Source organism: Burkholderia sp. Bp9016 (assembly GCF_003857765.1).
GTDB lineage: Bacteria > Pseudomonadota > Gammaproteobacteria > Burkholderiales > Burkholderiaceae > Burkholderia.
Genome location: NZ_QTPY01000050.1, coordinates 1 through 19,275, shown reverse-complemented (window position 1 = coordinate 19,275; position 19,275 = coordinate 1). Strand labels below are relative to the sequence as shown.

Annotated in this window: 21 protein-coding genes and 1 pseudogene; 13 read left to right on the top strand and 9 right to left on the bottom strand. The window is 58.8% G+C overall.

What is annotated here, in order from left to right:
- Nucleotides 1–216: 216 nt before the first annotated feature.
- Nucleotides 217–633, top strand: coding sequence for a hypothetical protein (locus DIE13_RS31705; RefSeq protein WP_124830922.1), 417 nt, complete (start codon nt 217–219; stop codon nt 631–633).
- Nucleotides 634–667: 34 nt separating this feature from the next.
- Here the strand turns inward: DIE13_RS31705 and DIE13_RS33635 are convergent, their stop codons facing one another.
- The 5 genes from DIE13_RS33635 to DIE13_RS33735 all read right to left on the bottom strand — a co-directional run bounded on the left by DIE13_RS33635 (nt 668) and on the right by DIE13_RS33735 (nt 6,697).
- Nucleotides 668–886: a PAAR domain-containing protein gene (locus DIE13_RS33635; RefSeq protein WP_390680660.1), complete on the bottom strand. Its 219-nt coding sequence runs from the start codon at nt 884–886 to the stop codon at nt 668–670.
- 12 nt (nt 887–898) lie between these two features.
- Nucleotides 899–1,624 (bottom strand): hypothetical protein, encoded by a 726-nt coding sequence (locus tag DIE13_RS31695; protein WP_124830921.1) that lies wholly within the window; start codon nt 1,622–1,624, stop codon nt 899–901.
- On the bottom strand, nt 1,611–3,143 hold the full coding sequence (locus tag DIE13_RS31690) for an N-acetylmuramidase family protein (protein ID WP_244097776.1): 1,533 nt from the start codon (nt 3,141–3,143) through the stop codon (nt 1,611–1,613). The genes DIE13_RS31695 and DIE13_RS31690 overlap by 14 nt, the downstream gene beginning before the upstream one ends.
- Nucleotides 3,144–3,186: 43 nt before the next feature.
- Complete coding sequence (locus tag DIE13_RS31685) at nt 3,187–6,081, bottom strand: type VI secretion system Vgr family protein (protein WP_124830920.1); 2,895 nt, start codon at nt 6,079–6,081, stop codon at nt 3,187–3,189.
- 148 nt (nt 6,082–6,229) lie between these two features.
- Nucleotides 6,230–6,697, bottom strand: a complete 468-nt coding sequence (locus tag DIE13_RS33735; protein ID WP_244097775.1) for a helix-turn-helix domain-containing protein — start codon at nt 6,695–6,697, stop codon at nt 6,230–6,232.
- A 518-nt stretch (nt 6,698–7,215) separates the two neighbouring features.
- Between DIE13_RS33735 and DIE13_RS31675 the strand changes: the two genes are divergently transcribed.
- Entirely contained in the window at nt 7,216–7,827 is a 612-nt protein-coding gene (locus DIE13_RS31675; protein ID WP_124830919.1) for an acyltransferase, read from the top strand.
- 267 nt (nt 7,828–8,094) lie between these two features.
- Here DIE13_RS31675 and DIE13_RS31670 read toward each other — a convergent pair whose 3' ends face one another.
- Complete coding sequence (locus tag DIE13_RS31670) at nt 8,095–8,346, bottom strand: helix-turn-helix domain-containing protein (protein ID WP_124465845.1); 252 nt, start codon at nt 8,344–8,346, stop codon at nt 8,095–8,097.
- A gap of 165 nt (nt 8,347–8,511) precedes the next feature.
- On the opposite strand from DIE13_RS31670, the gene DIE13_RS31665 reads away from it, so the two are divergent.
- From DIE13_RS31665 to DIE13_RS31655, 3 genes are read left to right on the top strand one after another with little or no spacing between them, the layout of a single operon-like run.
- Nucleotides 8,512–9,492 carry an OB-fold protein gene (locus DIE13_RS31665; RefSeq protein WP_124830918.1) on the top strand — a complete coding sequence of 327 codons (981 nt, stop codon included), beginning with the start codon at nt 8,512–8,514 and terminating at the stop codon, nt 9,490–9,492.
- 56 nt (nt 9,493–9,548) lie between these two features.
- On the top strand, nt 9,549–9,842 hold the full coding sequence (locus tag DIE13_RS31660) for a hypothetical protein (RefSeq protein WP_124830917.1): 294 nt from the start codon (nt 9,549–9,551) through the stop codon (nt 9,840–9,842).
- A gap of 18 nt (nt 9,843–9,860) precedes the next feature.
- Nucleotides 9,861–10,367, top strand: coding sequence for a hypothetical protein (locus DIE13_RS31655; protein ID WP_124830916.1), 507 nt, complete (start codon nt 9,861–9,863; stop codon nt 10,365–10,367).
- 490 nt (nt 10,368–10,857) lie between these two features.
- Here the strand turns inward: DIE13_RS31655 and DIE13_RS31650 are convergent, their stop codons facing one another.
- Nucleotides 10,858–11,568, bottom strand: a complete 711-nt coding sequence (locus tag DIE13_RS31650; protein WP_124830915.1) for a recombinase family protein — start codon at nt 11,566–11,568, stop codon at nt 10,858–10,860.
- 289 nt (nt 11,569–11,857) lie between these two features.
- Here DIE13_RS31650 and DIE13_RS31640 point away from each other — a divergent pair, with 289 nt between their 5' ends.
- The 7 genes and pseudogenes from DIE13_RS31640 to DIE13_RS33095 all read left to right on the top strand — a co-directional run bounded on the left by DIE13_RS31640 (nt 11,858) and on the right by DIE13_RS33095 (nt 15,734).
- Nucleotides 11,858–12,112: a plasmid partition protein ParG gene (locus tag DIE13_RS31640; protein WP_124830914.1), complete on the top strand. Its 255-nt coding sequence runs from the start codon at nt 11,858–11,860 to the stop codon at nt 12,110–12,112.
- 191 nt (nt 12,113–12,303) lie between these two features.
- The gene (locus DIE13_RS31635) at nt 12,304–12,753 is read left to right on the top strand and encodes a hypothetical protein (RefSeq protein WP_124830913.1); all 450 of its coding nucleotides are present in this window, start codon (nt 12,304–12,306) and stop codon (nt 12,751–12,753) included.
- A 487-nt stretch (nt 12,754–13,240) separates the two neighbouring features.
- Nucleotides 13,241–13,468 (top strand): annotated as a pseudogene (locus tag DIE13_RS31630) (PKHD-type hydroxylase); the annotation flags it as partial.
- Nucleotides 13,469–13,819: 351 nt separating this feature from the next.
- Nucleotides 13,820–14,059: a type II toxin-antitoxin system Phd/YefM family antitoxin gene (locus DIE13_RS31625; RefSeq protein WP_124830912.1), complete on the top strand. Its 240-nt coding sequence runs from the start codon at nt 13,820–13,822 to the stop codon at nt 14,057–14,059.
- The gene (locus DIE13_RS31620) at nt 14,056–14,451 is read left to right on the top strand and encodes a type II toxin-antitoxin system VapC family toxin (protein ID WP_124830911.1); all 396 of its coding nucleotides are present in this window, start codon (nt 14,056–14,058) and stop codon (nt 14,449–14,451) included. Before DIE13_RS31625 ends, DIE13_RS31620 begins: the two co-directional genes overlap by 4 nt.
- A 361-nt stretch (nt 14,452–14,812) precedes the next feature.
- Nucleotides 14,813–15,397, top strand: coding sequence for an NTP transferase domain-containing protein (locus tag DIE13_RS31615; protein WP_124830910.1), 585 nt, complete (start codon nt 14,813–14,815; stop codon nt 15,395–15,397).
- 193 nt (nt 15,398–15,590) lie between these two features.
- Nucleotides 15,591–15,734 carry a hypothetical protein gene (locus tag DIE13_RS33095; protein WP_006752960.1) on the top strand — a complete coding sequence of 48 codons (144 nt, stop codon included), beginning with the start codon at nt 15,591–15,593 and terminating at the stop codon, nt 15,732–15,734.
- Nucleotides 15,735–15,995: 261 nt separating this feature from the next.
- Here DIE13_RS33095 and panE read toward each other — a convergent pair whose 3' ends face one another.
- On the bottom strand, nt 15,996–16,934 hold the full coding sequence (panE, locus tag DIE13_RS31610) for a 2-dehydropantoate 2-reductase (RefSeq protein ID WP_124830909.1): 939 nt from the start codon (nt 16,932–16,934) through the stop codon (nt 15,996–15,998).
- 256 nt (nt 16,935–17,190) lie between these two features.
- On the opposite strand from panE, the gene DIE13_RS31605 reads away from it, so the two are divergent.
- Nucleotides 17,191–18,744 carry a methyl-accepting chemotaxis protein gene (locus DIE13_RS31605; RefSeq protein ID WP_124830908.1) on the top strand — a complete coding sequence of 518 codons (1,554 nt, stop codon included), beginning with the start codon at nt 17,191–17,193 and terminating at the stop codon, nt 18,742–18,744.
- A gap of 82 nt (nt 18,745–18,826) precedes the next feature.
- On the opposite strand, the gene DIE13_RS31600 is transcribed toward DIE13_RS31605, so the two are convergent.
- Entirely contained in the window at nt 18,827–19,084 is a 258-nt protein-coding gene (locus DIE13_RS31600; RefSeq protein ID WP_124830907.1) for a PAAR domain-containing protein, read from the bottom strand.
- Nucleotides 19,085–19,275 lie beyond the last annotated feature (191 nt).

Here is a 19,275-nt window from a genome sequence, read left to right as displayed (position 1 = left end):
ATGATCTGGCTGTCCGTGAATCTCGATTTCTTCATTCCGTAGAACTCCCTCAACAAGAAAATTCTACTTCTGATCACACCGGTTTCTCGGGGGGATTACCAACGCACACTGACCCTCGATGCGTTAGATCACGATACCGATACGTCGCCCGCGAAATACGGTCGTGTCGACTATCTTGCATGGTACGGAAGTCGAGTCGTTGGCATTGAACTAAAGATGGCCGGGATCAACTGTGAGAATCCCAAACTTACAGAGCGAATCGGCAGCCGCTGGAAAAAAGTCGTTGATCAAGCCAAGACGGTACAGAATTGCCTCCGCGACCGGCAACGGGATGATAGAGGCCGCTATCCAAGCCCCGTCTCACTGGCACTCATGGTACTCGTCGGGCATCGAAAAACGAATATCAAGAACATCGGCGATTTGAACGAGTCTACGGACGACAAGAAGGCAGTAGATGTCGTTGCGAACCTGTCGCCACGCCCCACATTCATCGCAACCTACACATTCCCGAATGAATTTCGGCAGCTCGTACCAAGGCGTCAAGGCAAAGAAGCCCCCAAGGATGGCAGCGTCATGTATACGCCTTTCGTGCTTTTTATCGCGAGGCCATCTATCAACTCGGTAAGCAACTAGGCTTCGGCTTTCACGGATGCTCAACCGCTACGGATCACACATCGACCGACATGACGTGCTGCGACTCGATGAGCAGTGGCGGCACTGGGCACTTGCAAACGCACAGATCGTCACTTAGTGCGACGCGGCGACCGTCCGGCCCCGTCATTGGCAAGCGTGGACCAACGCATTGAATCTTGCCGATGGTCTTGCACACCGGGCAGAACACATCATCGTTCTCGTGCGCGATGTGCCTGCCGATTCTAGCCAGCAACCGGGTACTATCTTATCGCTGTAATTCTTGTTTCAACGAACTCGGAAACGGATTTGAAATATCTGAGCTGCGAACCCATCCAAGTGTAACCTTTCTCGGATCAGAGTCGTCGATCATCATATCCGGATTCACGTATCGCACATAAGAATAACCACCCTCTCTAGCCAGCACCGCCACAAAATCACCGAGAACCAAATACCTCCCCTCCCTCACACCCCTTGCCTTTTTATAGATAAATGTTTTTCTGGACGCGACACCAATCCCAATTGCCTTGAGTTCTTTTTTTGGTTCAAATTGTTGCGCTCCACGCGTACCGGGCGGCGCAGAAAATATACCAGCGACGCTGAGACATCCTCCCTGTGGCGTGTCGGTCATCAGTCCCACCGCATCTTTACTCATGTACAACGTTCCGGCAATACTTGCCCTAGGATCACGTTGATCATACGAAAATACGCCTTTAGATGGTTCCTTGTACGGGACAAAATCAAATGTTTTAAGCTTGAGAGCGCTTACCCCAGCTTCGTCCTTTTCACCAAGGCTTGCATTCGCAAAAAACATAAAACCGCACGAGAATTGATTTTCTCGTGCAAAGTAATATCCGTATATATCATCCCCGGATCGATACGTCACAAACGCAACATCATCATAAAGCGTCAAGGAGCCGGAAAAAACTATTTTAGGCGCCAGTGAAAATAGCAAAAAAACAACCACCATCGCCAGATGCCTATTTAAATTCATTATAGAATTTCTCCATTCTAGCCGGATACTCGGGAGGATAACCTTGACCGTTATAAAATCTCGCAAAGTCACTCCAATTTTTATCCTTAAGCGCCGATAGTGCCCCTTTGTTCATGCTGGCATATGCAACAAAAAGGTCAAATTGCTCGTCAACTCCCTGCATAGCAAGGTTAGCCAGTGCCGTCGGGTTTGCATACCCCATCTCCTCCCAGAATATCCCCAAAACTTGGAATGCCCCCCACGAACACGCCATAATCGCAAAATCTTGGTTAAGTTCACATGCTCGAAGGAATCGTTCGTATTGGTACATCACGCCTTCGTCCGACCGAGACGACCACCCGCTATCATCCTTCTCCCCCTCCGAATATCCGCCTTGCTCCGGAAAACAGAGGTTGGGAAATTTGGGAAATGGATTTTTCTCCTTTCTCAAAAGAGACGGCTTCTCGAAGCGCCGCTCTTTGGGCAAACTGGCCCTCATGAACATGTGCCGCTCATAAAGAATTTTGGGCAGCCCATTCGCGCAAAACCCGGCACCGCTACTTTCCGTCATTGCCACTGCCTTGATTGCCGCCACCTCGCACGCAAGGTCTTTAGCCACCTGCTTGTACTTATCGTCACTAATTTCTAATGTTTTAGGATAATTCAACCTCGAACCAAGCACATTGAGCGCGACCGTTCTCGGCTTTCCCGTTTCGACCACCTTATAGTGATGTTCGATTGTAATTTTTGTCTTTTTCTTGTGCGTCTTGGGATCGACCGTCACTTCCTTATTCTTCGTCGGAAAATCCTTCTTGACCATTCCTTGCTCGGTCACCTTTTGGGACCATGTAATGTATGGGCCAAAATCTTTTACCAGACGATCAATCGTCATGATTTCCCCATTATTTAAAACGGGGAGATGCAATTCCTGCTCAAATTCTTCTTTTGGCGTGAGTTTTGTCGTCGCCTCGATGTGGTACTCGGGACTGACGATAGTAAAAGAATTAATATCTTTCTTCGGCACGACCTTCGCTTTCCACGCGTATTCCCCACGTCGATTTTTAACAAACACATCAATCGGTTGATTACGCACCGCATTGGTGATCGTCACGGCGTAGCCGTCCTTGTCGCTCGTCACCTGAAGGGTGTTGTCCGATACTGGAGGCGGCGGTGGTGGCGGGGGCGGCGCTGCGGGCTTTGCAGCGCTCGCTGCTTGACTGCTGCCCGATGCGGCCTGCGCGGGGGCTGCTGTAGAGGCAGCGGCCGGTGCTGCTGTGGAGGCTGCGGCCGGGGCAGACGCAACTCCCGGCGCGGAAGCTGCTGCGCTCGGGGCACGGACCGACGGCGGGTCCTGTACTTTGGTCGGATCGGGGCCGGTCGTCCATGGCGGAGCCGGAGGCGTGCCCGTCCCAGCCTTCAACTGTACCGACAACCCTTCGATGGGTGCTTGCAAAACGTCTCGAAACAGAAACATCACTTCCACAAGCGATACCGCACCAGCGTTCGTCGTCGCATCTTTTGTTTGGTCAGCGTTTGCCACATGTACTCCTCATGGATTTCGAATCTCGCTATCCCCGGCGTTCTTAAACGTCTTTCGACGCGTCAGTCGAGTCGTCGTCCCGTCCTTCGTGGTCGTAGGCATCCTCGATCGCGTGCCAATCGCCACCGCCAACCTCGCACTTCACTTTCGTGGGTTCGGACGTATGAACGGTCGCCGTGGCACCGTCGAGTAGCCCGCCCTGCTGCCGGATGGTGCCGTCAGGCATATAGATGCGGTACGTCTGCGCCTCCAGACTTTGGCCCACACCGAGATTGGCGATCACGGAGGCAACATCAAATGTCTGCACGTATTCGTGCGCCGGGTTTTGCACCAGCGTACTAACGGGAAGAGGCGGGATGGCATAGCGTGTGCTGGCCGGTCCACTCCACGAATGCTGCAACCCCTTGAATTCAACCGTCCCCGGCGCATGCCCCCGAATATTGCCGCCTTCAAGCGTAATTGAAGCACCGCCCGCCGTGAGCACGAGTTTCCCGCCCGCCGCGATTTCGATATCGCCCTGTGCCAGCAGTTTGAGAACGGCTTTGGCTAGTACCTCGATATTCGCGTCGTGCGACTGAATCTGGACAGGGCCCTTAGAAAACAGCTTGATCGCCGTTTGAGAGAACATGCTGATCGTGCTCGCGGCATTCACGATAAATGCCCGTGCCGACGCGATGTGCGTGCTCAGGGCGCTGACCAGATTGATGTGGCCGTCTGCGGCCATATGCACGGACTCTTGTGTCGAGACACCAATTCCGAACGGGCTTGCGAGTAACAAAATCGCCTTCTTGAAGGCATTCGCGCTGCCCGTGCCACCGCCCGCCGTACGACCACCGCTTCCTTCCGGTGTCTCCGACTGCCGGGTGGCGTCTGCGAACTGCTTCAGCGCGTCGTGGCCGTCCTTCAGGCTGTCGGCGCGATGCTGCATGCCGACGCTCGAAAGCTGCTCGATCAAACTTTCAGCACCGGTCAGTTGGCTTTGTGCTTTCTGCACATCGAGCTGGTCGTCGTTGTGCGCATTCGGGTGCGTGCCGATGTATGCGCCGCGCGAGGCTCGTATGCCGAGATAGTCGTCAGTGTGCAGCAGTACGCCTTTGCCGAGGTAACGGCCGCGCGTATTGTTCTTACCCGCGTGATCGATCAAAACGCCTTGGTGATACAGGCTGTAGCTGTTCCCGACTTTCCCCGTGTAGGTCGTTAGTCGCGTTGCACCCTGATGCGTCGCATCGTCATGCACGAACGCGTTATAGGCTCCGCTCTGGCCGAAGCCGTTCGACATGAGGCCGGACAATAGGACGTTGGTGTGCCACTGGGGCGGCGTCGTTTGCGACGGCAGTCGCCCCAGTACATACGGCCTATCACAGTCACCTTGAAAATAATCGACCAGTACCCATTCGTCTTTGCGCGGAACGTGAACGCCACCGTACCCATACCCGGTATCCGCCTGCATGACCAGCAACGGCGGCGACGTTCGCATCGATCCTGACTTGCCGTGCTTGTCCCACGGGTAAATCACGGTGATCCGATTGCGCTCATCCGCCCACGCTTCTTCGTTCTCCGGCCCATTCACCAACGCATGCTCGGTATGCATCAGAGGCTTTTTATGCTCGAACTGGCTCCGATATTCCGTATTCGTTCGCTGCGCCTCCACCTTGACCAGATAAACACCTGCCAAACCATCAACCGGATTCTGCCCCGAGTTGATTTGGCTGCCGTAATCCCCGCGTAAATCGGCCATATCGCCTTGCAAGCTCAGAGGATATGTCGCGGCATGATTGGACAGCGGAACGTTGTTCTCAATGAACCACTCGGCCTCAACAATCAGGAATTCCCGATTGTTCGGGTCGATCGTCATGTGTCGCGTGTGATGTTCAAGCGTGAAGCGCGCCCCTACGTCGATCCAACGCACGCCACCCACGCCGATATAGCGACGCGCCGCGGAAGTCCATGCCTGTGAGCGATTGTATGCGCGCCTACGGCCAGCGTCCGAAGTCGGGTAAGCATACGACAGCGCCTCGCGCACGATCATCGGCGCATACGGAATCCCGTGCGTAACGGATTGGCGTCGTTCTTCCGTTACGTACGTACTCGCACTCTTGCCAAGGCCGCTGCTGACCAAATAATCTTGCGTCGGATTCTTGTAGTTAAACGAAGTCGTTTCGTACGCGAGACTCTGTGCAGTCTGCGTTACCGCCCATTGCGTAAAACCATCGACCTCTTCGGTCGCGTTGCCGCTGTAGAATTCGATGGGCCTCGCGTCGGGTAAGGCGGAAAGACGATCAACAATGACAAGATTCGTTACGCGCGGGTCGTCTTCGTATCGGACCGCCGCATGTTCAAAGTAAAAATACCACCCCTCATCTTCAAGAATTCGATGAAAGAAATTGAGGTCCGTTTCGCTCTGACCTTGCCGTGTGTAGGATCGCACATGCGGTTCGTCTGACAGAACGAATTTCACGTGTCCGGCCAGCTGCGGATACGCCTCCAAAAGGTCAAGAACAATCTGTTGCGCGGTCTTATCGAACCACTGATCGTCTTTGCTTGCTTTTCCGAGAAAGAAAAGTGCCGATTCGAATTCGACTTGGTATACGGTCAGATTTCCATCTTGTCCGAGCGTATGGAATTTATGAACGAATCCGTGAATCGGACGATATGTTGATTCATCAAACGGTTTCGACGCCTGCTGAATAAACAGCGTGACAGGCTGATGTTCCAGTTCCAGATTATCTATGTCGTCACGAAGCGAAACAACATCGACCACCCAGCGATACCCTCGGCCAACCTTGGCCCATCCTTTCGCACGGACGGGGATCAGCGCATGCGGCCCCAGCGAAGAACGGAACATGAGCAACCTCTCATGTTGCATCAGCCCGCGATGAATCGATTCGTAAATCGCGCTGAACTTCAGATCATCCGGATCAACTGGGCTAAGCGCCATCTTTCATTATCCTTTCTCTCTCAGGTTCGACTACCGTCAGAGAAGCGACACAAAGACGGTCAGCCAGCGGCGACGTAAGGTCGCTCTCGCGCGATTCCAGCCTAGATCAGACGAATTCAGCCCGATGCGGCGAGCGTTTGACAATTATTTACGCGTCACCGTCACCAAGCAGCCGCGCCGGGTCTACCTTCAGTACCGACGCGAGCACCGCCAAATCATCGAGCGATAAATTGGCAACGCCGCGTTCGACGTTGCCGACATAGGTTCGATGGAATCCAGCAACTTCGCCAAGGTGCTCCTGAGAAAAGCCAACTGACTTCCGAATTTCCCTGAGGTGACGCGCCACCTCAGATCGCAAGTCACCATCAGCAACCGGCAGCGACTTTTCGCTGTCTACAGCACACAGGAATTGCGCGGCATGAACTTCCAACGCAGACGCCAGTTTCTCCATGTTATCGAGCCGAATGTTGATCGATCCGCGCTCGACGCCACTCACGTATGTGCGGTTCAACCCGGCACGCTCCGCCAGCCCCTCTTGGCTCAACCCTTTGAGCTTTCGAACGGCCCTTACACCACTGGCAAATCTCGCGCGCGCTGAATGTGTACGACGTGTCATAGTGACGAAGCTTCGCCGAATGACTCATATCCATCTACGCGTCAACATGCGTACTGCATTTATGTTTACCGCACTTATGATACATTGCAGTTGTTTCCTGCCCGCTGATCCGGAAACTACGTTGGCGAAAGGCAACAAATTGGCCCGCATGAGCGCTGGTTGTACGGCGTTCGGCCTTAAGCACAGCAAAAACGCGTACCTCCAAGTGTTTGCCACGCTGCAAAGCAAGGCGGCATCGATCGCACGAACGCGCGCGACGCAGACCGGCACGAGGGGAAAATGTTGTCAACAGTCACGAAAGACCACGCATCCGGGGATGCCTATCTGAACTTGGCATGCCCCGTTTGCGGCTGCTTGCCCGTGCCGCACCTCAAGCACGACAGGTACTTTGCCGACCGCCGCCCCGGCTGTGGCTTCGTGTACGTGCGGAACATTCCCACAAAAGAACGTACGGCAGCGTTCGACGCATCGTCCGACGCCCAACGCCCGACAACCCCAAATTTTCCGATGGTGTGTTCATGAACGACACGACGCCCGAATCCGATTCGATCGGCACCCAACCCCATCCGGGCTACTGGACGGAAACTGATGCCGCCTCGTCCAAGTTCGGCAGCATCGGCCATAACGTGCGCATAGCCAAGAACTGCACGCTAATCGGGATGCACAACATCCACATCGGCGATTTCGTGACCATCGATGGCCCGACCATTCTTTGCGCCACAGTTGGTCGTATCTCGATCGGCCGAAACGCACAGATCGCCGCTGGCTGTCACCTGAGCGGACTCGGCGGTATCGACATCGGCGACTTTTGCCAGCTATCTCCGGGCGTCCACATTTATAGCTCGGACGACGATACCTCGGACGCCCTGTTCGGACGTGTGCCGAAGCCTCTATCCAAAGGCGACAACGCCCCCGTCCGTATCGGCCGGTACGTTGTCATCGATGCGTACTCCGTGGTCTTGCCGGGTTGCGACATCGGGGATGGAGCGTCGATTAAGAGCATGACGCTCGTAACGACCAGTCTCGCGCCTTGGACCATTCACGCGGGCGTACCGGCCGCACTCGTTGGAACACGTTCGCAACGGTTTCTAGGGGCAAACGATTCGGTCAGTCAGGAAAATCCACAGTAAAGACATGGTGTTCCTTTTTGCCGGCTCCGGCAACCATCCTCGTGCCTTCGGATGCCGGGACCTTTTTGCCGATGCTTCCCGTGTCGGCACTTTTTATTCAAGCGCGCAGCGGCGTGCACCGCTGCCTCAAAAAACCAAACTTTCGGGACCGAAACAATGAATCACAATTCCGCAGAGATAATCGCCAAGCTGGCCGTGGCGACCATTGCGGGCCTCACGTTCGATCGGAAATATCGGGCGCTCGAAACAGGCGTGGACGCTTCTCACTCACGGCCGCAAAAACAGTTGCGCTGGATCGACATCCAGAGCCACGGCGATTCGTTCGATATTGTCAATCGATACGTTTACCCGCGCCCGTTCAACTTGACTGATAAACGTCCTATCCAGACCGGCGGCAAAGCCGAGTTCCTCTTGAGACAGCGCCCTTGCAACCCTCTGCGCACGAACGTTGTACGCCAACACATCCCGCAACGAGACGAGTTTGGCTTTCGGATTGGGACCTTTGAGCGGCGCGGACATGCACCGATCTTTGCGATATGATGTATTTTCATCTACGGACTTTGCATCACATAACTGGTCGATGTACCGCCGATCGATACCGAAAACGGCAGATTTTGGGATCAAATCGAGCCAAAAGGTACGCTGATAAGGGTTCGTTCGACACCAAGTAACACGGGGAACAACATGCAATCCAGAACAAAAAATGCGCTCGCCGCAGTCGTCGGCCTATCTGTCGTCGTCGCAGCAATCGCCGCCTTCGTGGTGCAGCACCCGTCACCGACGCAGGATGAAGTTAGGGCCGTAAAAGACGGCGGCACAGATGCTGCAACGACCAGTTCGAACCAGACGGCCGCAGCACCTGCACAAGCCGCGTCGAACGATTCGGCCATTCCGCCGCAGGTACAAGCGCAACTTGATATCGCCGGACAGCAGGCACAAGCACGAATCGTGACGCCGCTCCAAATGATCATCGCCGACTACAAGGAAAACGAGGTCAACGCGGACAACAAGTACCGGGGGAAATATGTTCACTTCCGTGGCGTGGCCGGGAGTGTCGAAAAAGACATTGGCGACAAGCCATTTCTGTACGTGAAGCCAACTGATCCCACATCGGATGATCACGTATCGGTACGTTTCGATGCCGACGGACTCAAGGAAGTAGCTAACGTGCGGCCGGGACAAATCATCGACCTGTCCGGTGTTGGTGATGGCAAGGGCCTTGCAACGCCCCGCTTCACTTCGTGCAGCTTCTTGTCCGGTGACTACGTATCAGCGCCGTACGCAGCGCTGCAAAGCCGAGAATCGGCGGCCGCAACTGACGATCCGATTTACCAGCCGTCGTTCGACTGCGCGCAACAGAAAGGCACGGCGTACTGGCTGATTTGTCACGACGCGGACCTTGCAGCGGCTGACGTGCGGCTTGATCGCATCGCTCACAAGTTACAGAACCAAGCGCAGACGATTGACAACTTGGGCGCTTCGTCAAACAGCCCCGAGCAATTCAGAAATTCATTGCACTCCATGCTGCAAAAGCGCAATCAATGCGCCGACGTACCCTGCTTGGCCGAGTGGTACTACGGCATGGAAAGGAAATTTGGGGATGCGAGCGGCAAGCTGGACACATTCATTGAGCAAGCGAAGTTGGAACGATCGCTGCAAGAGTAAATAAAGGCGCGGATCGATCATCCGCCGCAAACAAACCACCCATTCGGGGCAAGACCATGAATCGAAATTCCGCCGCGACGCTCGCCAAGCTGGCCGTCGTGTCCGCCGCCGCAATCATCACCTGCACAGCGCACGCAGCAGGTGCGGCACTCCCGCAATCGTGCGAAACGGTCGCGCGCTTTCTGGATTCCTGCGCAGCAGACCTGAAGCTACTGAATTACGAAATGGGCGGCGACAAGTTGTCCGGCCCGAGCGGTGGGGAACTTCGCAGCATGATGCGCACGGTAGTGCAAAAGAAGGGGGCCGCGCTGGCTGATCAAGCGTGCACGTCCGGTGCGACCAAAGCGTAAGGTAACTTCGCGAATCTCATGACGGCCGCAAGTCTGGCACGTTACGAATTCTCCAACCGCTGTCAGGCTACGATGGTCGGCGTGATGATGGTTGCCAAGCGCGCAGAAAACGCCGCAGAAGCTGCAACCGCAGCGAAGGCCGCAAACGCCAACAGCGACGCTGCCCGTGAAAATGCGATCGCAGACCATCAAGCATCCACCGCTGCTCAATGGGCGCGCGCCGCGAAAAATCGTGACATGGATGTGGAGCAGGCGAACGAATCCGCGCGACAGAAACTGCCAAACGTTTCCGCATCCTGCCCGGACACCAAGCTGATCAAGCAAACGCCGGTAGACTTCAATTCGCCGGTCTACAAGCCCACGATCATCTTCGCTAGCAAGCAGTGCGGTTACGCCGTGTCATACTGGCCTGCGGACCGTGATGTACAAATCACGTTCGATTCGAGCGAAATCGACGGTTGGATCGGCTACTGCTCCACGAAATCAACCGGCATGACCACCACATGTACCGAAAACCACGGCTGACGGCAACGCATTGGCTACACACACGGCGCGCGTTCATTTTTCGTGTCAGCGCTGGATACTTCGGCCAGTCCGGGTGTACACGGGCGACGCTGGCACGATCAGGGGCGCGGCAAATAATCGCGCTGTAGTAAATAAACGCGTTGAATTTTCCGGCGACGCGGCGACTGTATATATTCCACGGGCGCAAGAGTGAATATTTCAACGCGCGTCGGTAGACACTCGCCGCACACGGCCACGGATCGCCGCTTGCCGAGTGATCACTGAACACAGCGAGAATATTCACTCGGCATCCACAACCCGCATGGGTTGCGACGACCACGTGCACAAAGATCGTTGATCACGGCAACCAGTCTGGCACGGCGTGCGGCGGTCAGCATTCCACGCGTCGGTCGAACGCGCAGCCTACCGTTCCTGCTGCGGCCCGTAAATACATTTCATCGACGTACGACGACGCTGTTATCGAACTGAGCAGCGTTACGTGAACAGACAATCAAGCAGCGAACGCAGCCGTGTCGCTGCTGGCCGACGCCTGTGCGTCGATTCGCTTGAGCACTCTGCGAAACTGCGTCAATTGCCACTGCCCACCTTTCGCGGCGGGAATATTCAGAGTGTTCAGTTCGGTGACCATCGCGCGCTGCGACATCCCTTGTGCACGAAAGCCGTTGACGATCCGCGCAAGCGTTACCGCAAATTCGTCAGCGGCCTGCTTCTTCTCGTCGTTCTTACGTTTCAGGTTGGCTGCGCCCATACGACCGAGTTGCACCCCGCGACTTTTCGCAGCAGCAAGAGCCTGCCGAGTCCTCAACGCGATCGCATCGCGTTCCCATTCACTCATGACGCTGAATAGCTGCAGCATAGTCTTGTTCGCGTTCGGCATGTCAGCCGCCACAAAATCAATGCCGGTTTCAAGCAACCCGGAAATGAAGTGAACATTCCGCGCGAGACGGTCGAGTTTTGCGATAACCAACGTTGCCTTGTGCCTCTTGCATAGCGCAAGCGCTTCACGAAGTTGCGGGCGACGATCGAGCGCGTTAGAACCCTTGCCCGTCTCGACCTCGGTGAACGAACCGACCACTTCGAAATTGCCCGTGTTCAAATAATTCTTGACGGTCAACTCTTGCGCAGCTAGGCCAAGTCCCGATCTCTCTTGGACAGTCGTGGAGACACGAAAATACTGCACCACTTTTCTTGACTTTTCCATTTTCACAAGCCCCGATGATGCCACATATACCTTGTGCGCACCGGCTATAACGAACCATTCGCGAAGTACAAGACGCGCGCGAGCTTTTTTCTCAGTTCGGTCAAATAACCGTAGCTGATACGACCATCTGCGACCGGAAAGTATTCCGGGATGCGCTGCTGAGCGGTAACGGCGTTGTCGAACTAGGCAATTCGCAGGCACGGGCCGAAATCCAACTGCTGACCGGAGAATTTTTCGAACTGGCTCAGGCATAGAGGTTGAGACACAAAGAGTGACGTACGAGGATCACATGAACACCAAATTCAAACTCTCTCCGGCCCGTCAAGGCGCTGAGCCGAGCGTAATCAACGTTGCCGAATTCGTCTCTGATGCGGCAATGGTCAGGTCGCAAGCTGACACACGCACCGCACGCATGGTTCCGCTCAACCTCAACATCGATGCGGATCATCATCGCCGCCTGAAAATTCGGGCAATCGAGGAGGGCGCGACGGTTTCTGACGTCGTACGCAGTTTGATCGCCGCTTGGCTCGATAGCCGCCCATGATGGCTGCCTCCGGAGATACACCTAGCAGAGCGTCTTTCATTATTTCCACATCCCTACATTTCTCGATCCGTACATTTCTACAGTTGATGTCCGACGAACACCAACGTAGCCACGCCCACAAACCAACATTTAACGATTTCTACATTTCTTGAAATCGTTGCGCTATGCTTGCCGTTCGCAACGGAGGGAGCATGGCAACGAACCGCAAACCCGGCAGCAAGGCTGTAAAGATCGACTACCCTGACGGTATGACTGAGGATGAGTGGACAGATGCCGTCGTGGGTACTCAAGCCCGCACCGCAAACCCGCGAGTCAAGCCAAACCAGAAACGCGTCAAATCAGCGGATGTCGTGTCACGTACGCCCAAGGACAATGCAACCTCACGCATCAAACCCGATCAGGCGCGCGTCAAAGTCCCGAACGCACCGCCATCGCCCAACCCCAACATGGCCAGTTCGATCGTGGATTCTCTCGACGAGTGGGCAAGTGACGGTGCTCCACAGAATCCGACAAATGCCAATTTCCAGATCGAAAAAGAAATTCACAAGCAACTCAAGGCATACGCAGTCGCGCACGAGACAACCGTTTCCCGACTGCTTCGCGCACTCATTGCGCGCGAGCTAGCCAGCAAGAAATCGTAGCGTCTTAGGGGCAGCTGGATTGCTCGATGTTGATGACGTAGGCTGATGCGTCCCGCTTGTCCTTGAATGCTCCATCGTGCAACGACACATCTTCGCACCCGTAGCGAGAAATAACCGCGCACGTTCGATGCCCTCATTTCCTTCCGTGCCCGTAGATGTTCACGCCCCGGAAATAGCGGACGTGGGTGCGGATACGGAACAGGCACGGCGTTTCTTTCATCGAACCGAGCGGTCGAGCAACGGACAGTGCGACGTTCACCGACTCGCAGTCGGACGCCTTGCGTAACTGATCACAGGGCCAGCTTGGTTTCTTCCCGCCGCGACCCATTGATGCGGGTGATGAGCCGCTGCACTGCGCCAGCGACCAGCCACCGACGCACGGGCATGAGAATTTTCGCCATGCATGGCGGAACCAGACAGCGAGATGATGTCGCTTCAGACGCTTGTCAGCTTATAATTAGCGTAGGTTTTGGCGTAGGTTTTGGGGTATCCGGCATCCAGCCTGCATCACGTGACGCCCGTGACACGCGGCGAGCGCATCGCGTCGTTCTTCTGGATCCAGAGCATGGTGCGCGACGACGGTGATCGCACGCTGCTGTTTCAGCTCGATACGCAGATTCAGGCGCTTTCCGCGGAAAAAGGGGCGAAGGACCCGGTGGTCATTTCGCTCACCGGGATTTATCACAACCTGTTGAGGAAGTGGGCGGATGCGTGAATTCCAGAAGCGGGGCGACGCTGACCGAAAACCTGAAAACAGTAGTGGGACTGCCCCTCCGAGCGAAAGCACAAGCAGCGACAGGAGCGTAAAAGGGTGTTCGTCGACGATTGCCTCGAATCGCTGGCGCAACGTTTTCGTAGCGGGATATCGTTCGTGATTTACGTACATCCGCCCCTGCGTCTCTCTCTCGGTCGAGACCTGCGCTGCAAGAGCAGAATCCTGCTTCCTACCGAACACGGATCGCGCCCCCAACGCCGAAACACCGCAGTCGCCGGCACCGACCGGTTGCTTGCGCCGATCCGGTGCCCCCGCCTAAAATGACCATCGTCAAATGACCATGCTCATATCGTGATGCCACACGCTCCCGTCTCGAAATCCGAATTCAAGGCTCGCGCGCTTGAATACTTCCGCCTCGTCGAAGCGTCGGGCGAAAGCCTCATCGTCACCGACCACGGCAAGCCAACGCTGGAAATCCGGCCATACCACGCACGCGAAGCCCAGCCGTTGGACATGTTGCGCGGCTCGGTCATGCGCTACGACAATCCTCTCGATCCGATTGCGGAAGACGATTGGGAGGCGTCGCGGTGATCGTGCTGGATACACATGCATTGGTGTGGTGGGTGGCGGGCGATCCGTCGCTCAGCAAGAAGGCCCGCAGCGCGATCGATCGTGCTCGCGCAGAAGGCACGCTCGCCGCGTCCGCGATTTCCGCATGGGAAATCGCGATGCTGGTGCGCAACGATCGCCTTGCTCTGACGATGGATGTCGACGCGTGGCTCGCCACCGTCGCGCAGATCGACGGCATGCGCTTCGTGCCCGTCGACGCAGACATCGCCGCGAAGTCCGCCGACCTGCCCGGCACCTTCCACAAGGATCCGGCCGACCGCATGATCGTCGCTACCGCTCGGCGGCTTGGCGCACCGCTCGTCACCCGCGACGAAAGGATTTGCGCGTATGCGCACGTGAAGACGCTCTGGTAGATCGCACGCCACTGGTACGCCAGCCCTGCACCCCTGTTCCGCCGGGCAGCGGCAGATCGGCGATTCGTCTGACCGGATCGCCCATGACGAACCGCGCCCGTGCACCATGTCGCGCCACCCCGCTCCGACTTCACGAATTACCCGCAGGAATGGTGGTATTCGCCGCTCGGCGACCGCCACTGAACCGTGATGAAGCGCGAATCTCTCGCGATTTACGGCCCAACAGACAAAAGCGTGCTCACCGCCCCCACCCGCTGACTTTCTTTCCGACGACCACACCCGCTCATCGGTAACATCCGGACTTGCCGATCCCCGCCCGCTCCCGCACAATCGGGCCACCTGCCTCCCTCCCCCCGCGCCGATGCCTTATGCGTCACTCGCCACCGGCGTCCTGCTCGCCGGCGGCCTCGGTCAACGCTTCGACCCGAGCGGTCTGCAAAGCAAGCTGCTTGCGCTGCTGCCCGACGGCACGCCGGTCGCGGTGGCGGCCGCCCGTCATCTCGCGGCGGCCACGGCCGACGTGATCGCCGTCGTGCGTCCCGGCGCCGAAAAACTCGCGATTCTGCTGAACGAGGCCGGCTGCCAGGTCGTCTATGCACCCGACGCGACGCGCGGGATGGGCGCGAGCCTTGCCGCGGGCGTGCGCATGACGCCGGAAGCAACCGGCTGGCTGGTCGCGCTCGCCGACATGCCGTGGATCGCGGCATCCACCTACGAAGCGCTCACGCGCGCGCTCGATGCCGACGACGCATCGATCGTCGCCCCCGTGCACCAAGGCGTGCGCGGTCATCCGGTCGGCTTCGCCGCCCGCCATTACGACGCGCTGGCCGCGCTCGATGGCGATACGGGCGCCCGCACGCTATTTGCCAGCGCCCCGGTGAACCTGCTCGACGTCGACGACCCCGGCATCCTGCGCGACGTCGATACGCCGGCGGATCTGCGCTGACGCCGGCCGCAACGCGCATCGTGCATGCGCTCGTTCGTTACGCGCTCCGGCCCGATACCCTCGGATACGCCAATATCGCCGGCCATTCGCACGCTGTGACGAGATTCCCGCTGCAAACGCGCGCCCGATTGCCTATAACGAAGACGAGGCGCGCGCGCCGCGCCACCGCCGTCACGCACTGCGCGAGTTCTCCATGGACCACACGACACCAATGCCGGAGCCCCCGGCCGACCCGAATCGCGATCCGGAAGACGATCCGTTGTCGCCACCGCCGCCGGGGCATCCCCACGACAACCCGCAGCAGCCCGACGGGCCGCCGAGCAAGGATCCGGTCTGACCGGGCGCCTGCGTTCGGACGCGCCGCCGACGTGCCTGGCCGCCTCCGCAGGGCGGCGATCCGTCGCTGCGGCGACACCGCACGAGCGCCGGCCACCGCGCCGTGGAACCGCACTCGATTGCCGCCGGTGTCCGGCTGACTGCCGACGGCGCATCGCTCGACTCGTGCGTAGCGCCCCCGCGAAATCGCCACGCGCGCATGACTTCATGCGCCGCGCAGCGCATACCCGGAAATACATCGCGACGAAAGCCGCTCCCGCGGCTACCCCGCCGCGTGCTCCCGTGCGACGCGCACCTCATACGTCTTCAGATGGTTGTACGCGATCCGCAGCAGCGACAGCGCATCCGTCGCCTGCGGATCGCGGCGCGCGAGCAGGTCGCCGATCACGTGATCGGCCTCGACCCGCGCATGGTTCTCGACGTCGCGCAGCATCGATGCGGTCAGCGGCGACGGCGTCAGCACCATCCGCTGCATCCGCTCGATCGCCGCCGGATCGGGCCGGTGCCCGTTGTGCGCGGCGATCGCGCTGCATTCGTCGAGCATCGTCTCGAGCAAACGACGGCCGTCCGGCGCAGCGAGAATGTCGCCGATCGAGCCGCGAAACAGCGACGTGCTCGCCGCGAGCGTCGCGAGAAACACCCACTTCTCCCACATGCGCGCGGCGATATCGTCACTGAGCGTCGCATCGAAGCCCGCGCCGCCCAGCACGTCGGCCAGCGCACCCACGCGTGCCGATTCGCCACCGGCGAGTTCGCCGAACGACAATCCGTGCGTATCGTTCAGGTGCACGATCCGCTGCTCGCGATCGAGCGTGGCCGCGATCACGCACAGGCCGCCCAGCACCTGCGCGGGGCCGAAGCGGTCGCGCAGCGCGTCGAGATGGCGCATCCCGTTGAGCATCGGCAGGATCAGCGTCGACGGCCCGACGAACGGCGCGAACGACGCGATCGCATCGTCGAGGCTGTACGCCTTGCAGCTCAGCAGCACGAGGTCGAACGGCGCGGCCGTATCGGTCGCGCGCACGGTCTGCACGTTCGCGAGCGTCAGGTCGCCTCGCGGGCTGCGAATCAGCAGCCCGTCGCGGGCGAGCGCGGCCGCGCGACCGTCGTGCACCAGGAAGGTCACGTCGCGCCCCGCCGCCGCAAGCCGGCCGCCGAAATATCCGCCGACCGCGCCGGCCCCTACCACCAGAATCCGCATCGTTGCCTCCTTTCGGTTTCGTTCGGCGTCGCTACCCGCGCCCGGTCTCCCGGACGAACAGCGCAACCGTCATCGTCCGACAGTATAGCGACGCTCAATATGTATATGCATAGATGACCGTACCGCGCTCGATGGCATTGGGGGCGGCATGGCGTCTAAGGGATTTCCCGCCTACGGCACCGTTCGTTGCGCGCCGTCAAAGACTTATCCCGTCGCGCCGTTCCGGCGCTCGTTCGACCGACCGACCTTACTCACCATGCGCACCCTCTCCCTGAACCAGAAACTTGCTTCGATGATCGTCATTCTGTGGCTCGGCCTGCTCGTGATCGCCGGCATCGGCGCATGGCAGACCCGCGCGTCGATGATCACCGATCGCCGCGACCAGCTTGCGACGCTGGTTGCGCAGGCCGCGAGCGTCGCCGACCACTACTACAAGCTGTCGCAGCAGAACGCGCTGCCGGAAGCCGATGCGAAGCAGAAGGCGCTCGAGGCGATCGCTGCGATGCGCTACGGCACCGACGGCTACATTTCGATCAACGACTCGAAGCCGGTGATCGTGATGCATCCGATCAAGACCGACCTCGACGGCAAGGACGTGTCGAATTTCGCGGATCCGAACGGCAAGCACCTGTTCGTCGAAATCGTGAAGGCCGGCAACGACGAAGGCGGCAAGGGCTTCGTCGAATATCTGTGGCCGAAGCCGGGCGCCGACAAGCCGCAGGACAAGACCAGCGCGGTGCAACGCTTCGCCCCGTGGGACTGGTATCTCGTGACGGGCATGTATATGGACGACGTGCGCTCCGCCGTGCTGGCGAGCATCGGCCGCTGGTTCGCGATGACGGCCGTGCTCGGCGCGATCGCGACCACGGTGATGGTGCTCGTGCTGAAAAGCGTCCGCGCGAACCTCGGCGGCGAACTCGAAGTCGCGCTCGACACCGCGCAACGCATCGCGCAGGGCGACCTGACAGCGCGCGTGAACGTGAAGCACGACGATCACGGCAGCCTGCTGCATGCCTTGCACATGATGCAGGGCGGACTGATCGACATGGTGTCGCGCGTACGGATGGGCACCGAGAACATCAACGTCGGCGCGAGCGAAATCGCATCGGGCAATACGGACCTGTCGCAGCGCACCGAGGAACAGGCGGCCGCGCTCGTGCAGACCGCGTCGAGCATGGACCAGATGACCGCGAACGTGAAGCAGAACGCGGAAAGCGCCGCGCAGGCCGCGAGCCTCGCCGACCAGGCAGCGCAAGTCGCGACGCGCGGCAGCGCGGTGGTCGACGATGTCGTGCGCACGATGAACGAAATCACCGACCGCTCGCACAAGATCGGCGACATCATCGGCGTGATCGACGGGATCGCGTTCCAGACCAACATCCTCGCGTTGAACGCGGCAGTCGAGGCCGCGCGTGCCGGCGAACAGGGTCGCGGCTTCGCGGTGGTCGCGGCCGAAGTGCGCTCGCTCGCGCAACGCTCGGCGACGGCCGCGAAGGAAATCAAGTCGCTGATCGTGTCGTCGAACGAGACGGTCGAGCATGGCGCGACGCTCGTCACGCATGCGGGCGAGACGATGGCCGAGATCGTGCAGTCGGTGCGGCGTGTCAACGAGATACTCGACGAGATCAGCCACGCGTCGCGCGAGCAGAGCTCGGGAATCGAGCAGGTCAATCGCGCGGTGGGCGAGATGGACCAGGTCACGCAGCAGAACGCGGCGCTCGTCGAGCAAGCCGCGGCCGCCGCGCATTCGCTGCGCGATCAGGCCGAAGCGTTGCGGGAAGCCGTCACGCGCTTCGCGTTGCCGGCCTGACGGGGTGGCCCGGCATCGTCAGGCGTGCCTCACGCCGGGTGTCGGATCTCCGATGGCGGCCGCCCGGCCCGGCCGGCTGCGTTCAGATACGTCCGGAATCGACAACCGAAGAAATCAACGCCGCACCGCAGGAAGTCTTGTGGCCGTCGAACGCAGCGTCCCGGCCTTCGACGTTGAAATCCGGGTCGCCTTCGAGGATGGTGCACGTGCCGTGAACCAGGCATGAACACGTGTCGCCGACGCGAGCAACCACGTGGCCCATCACCTTGCTTGTTGCCGCGCCGGACTCGACCCGGCCGCCGTGGGTATGGGTATCGCCTACCCGGATAATTCCACGCATATATCGTCCTTTGAATGATTTGCACAGCGGTTGCGTGCGCATGCAATGTGCAGTCGCGGTGGCTTGGGTTACCACGAGTAGCCCTGCATCCCGTAATCGGCATCGTATCGGCGGCCCCACCACGGCAGGTAGGCGTTGTTCCCGCCGCGTGCGCGGAACCAGTCCTTCGTCGGATCGATCGGCGTGAGCTT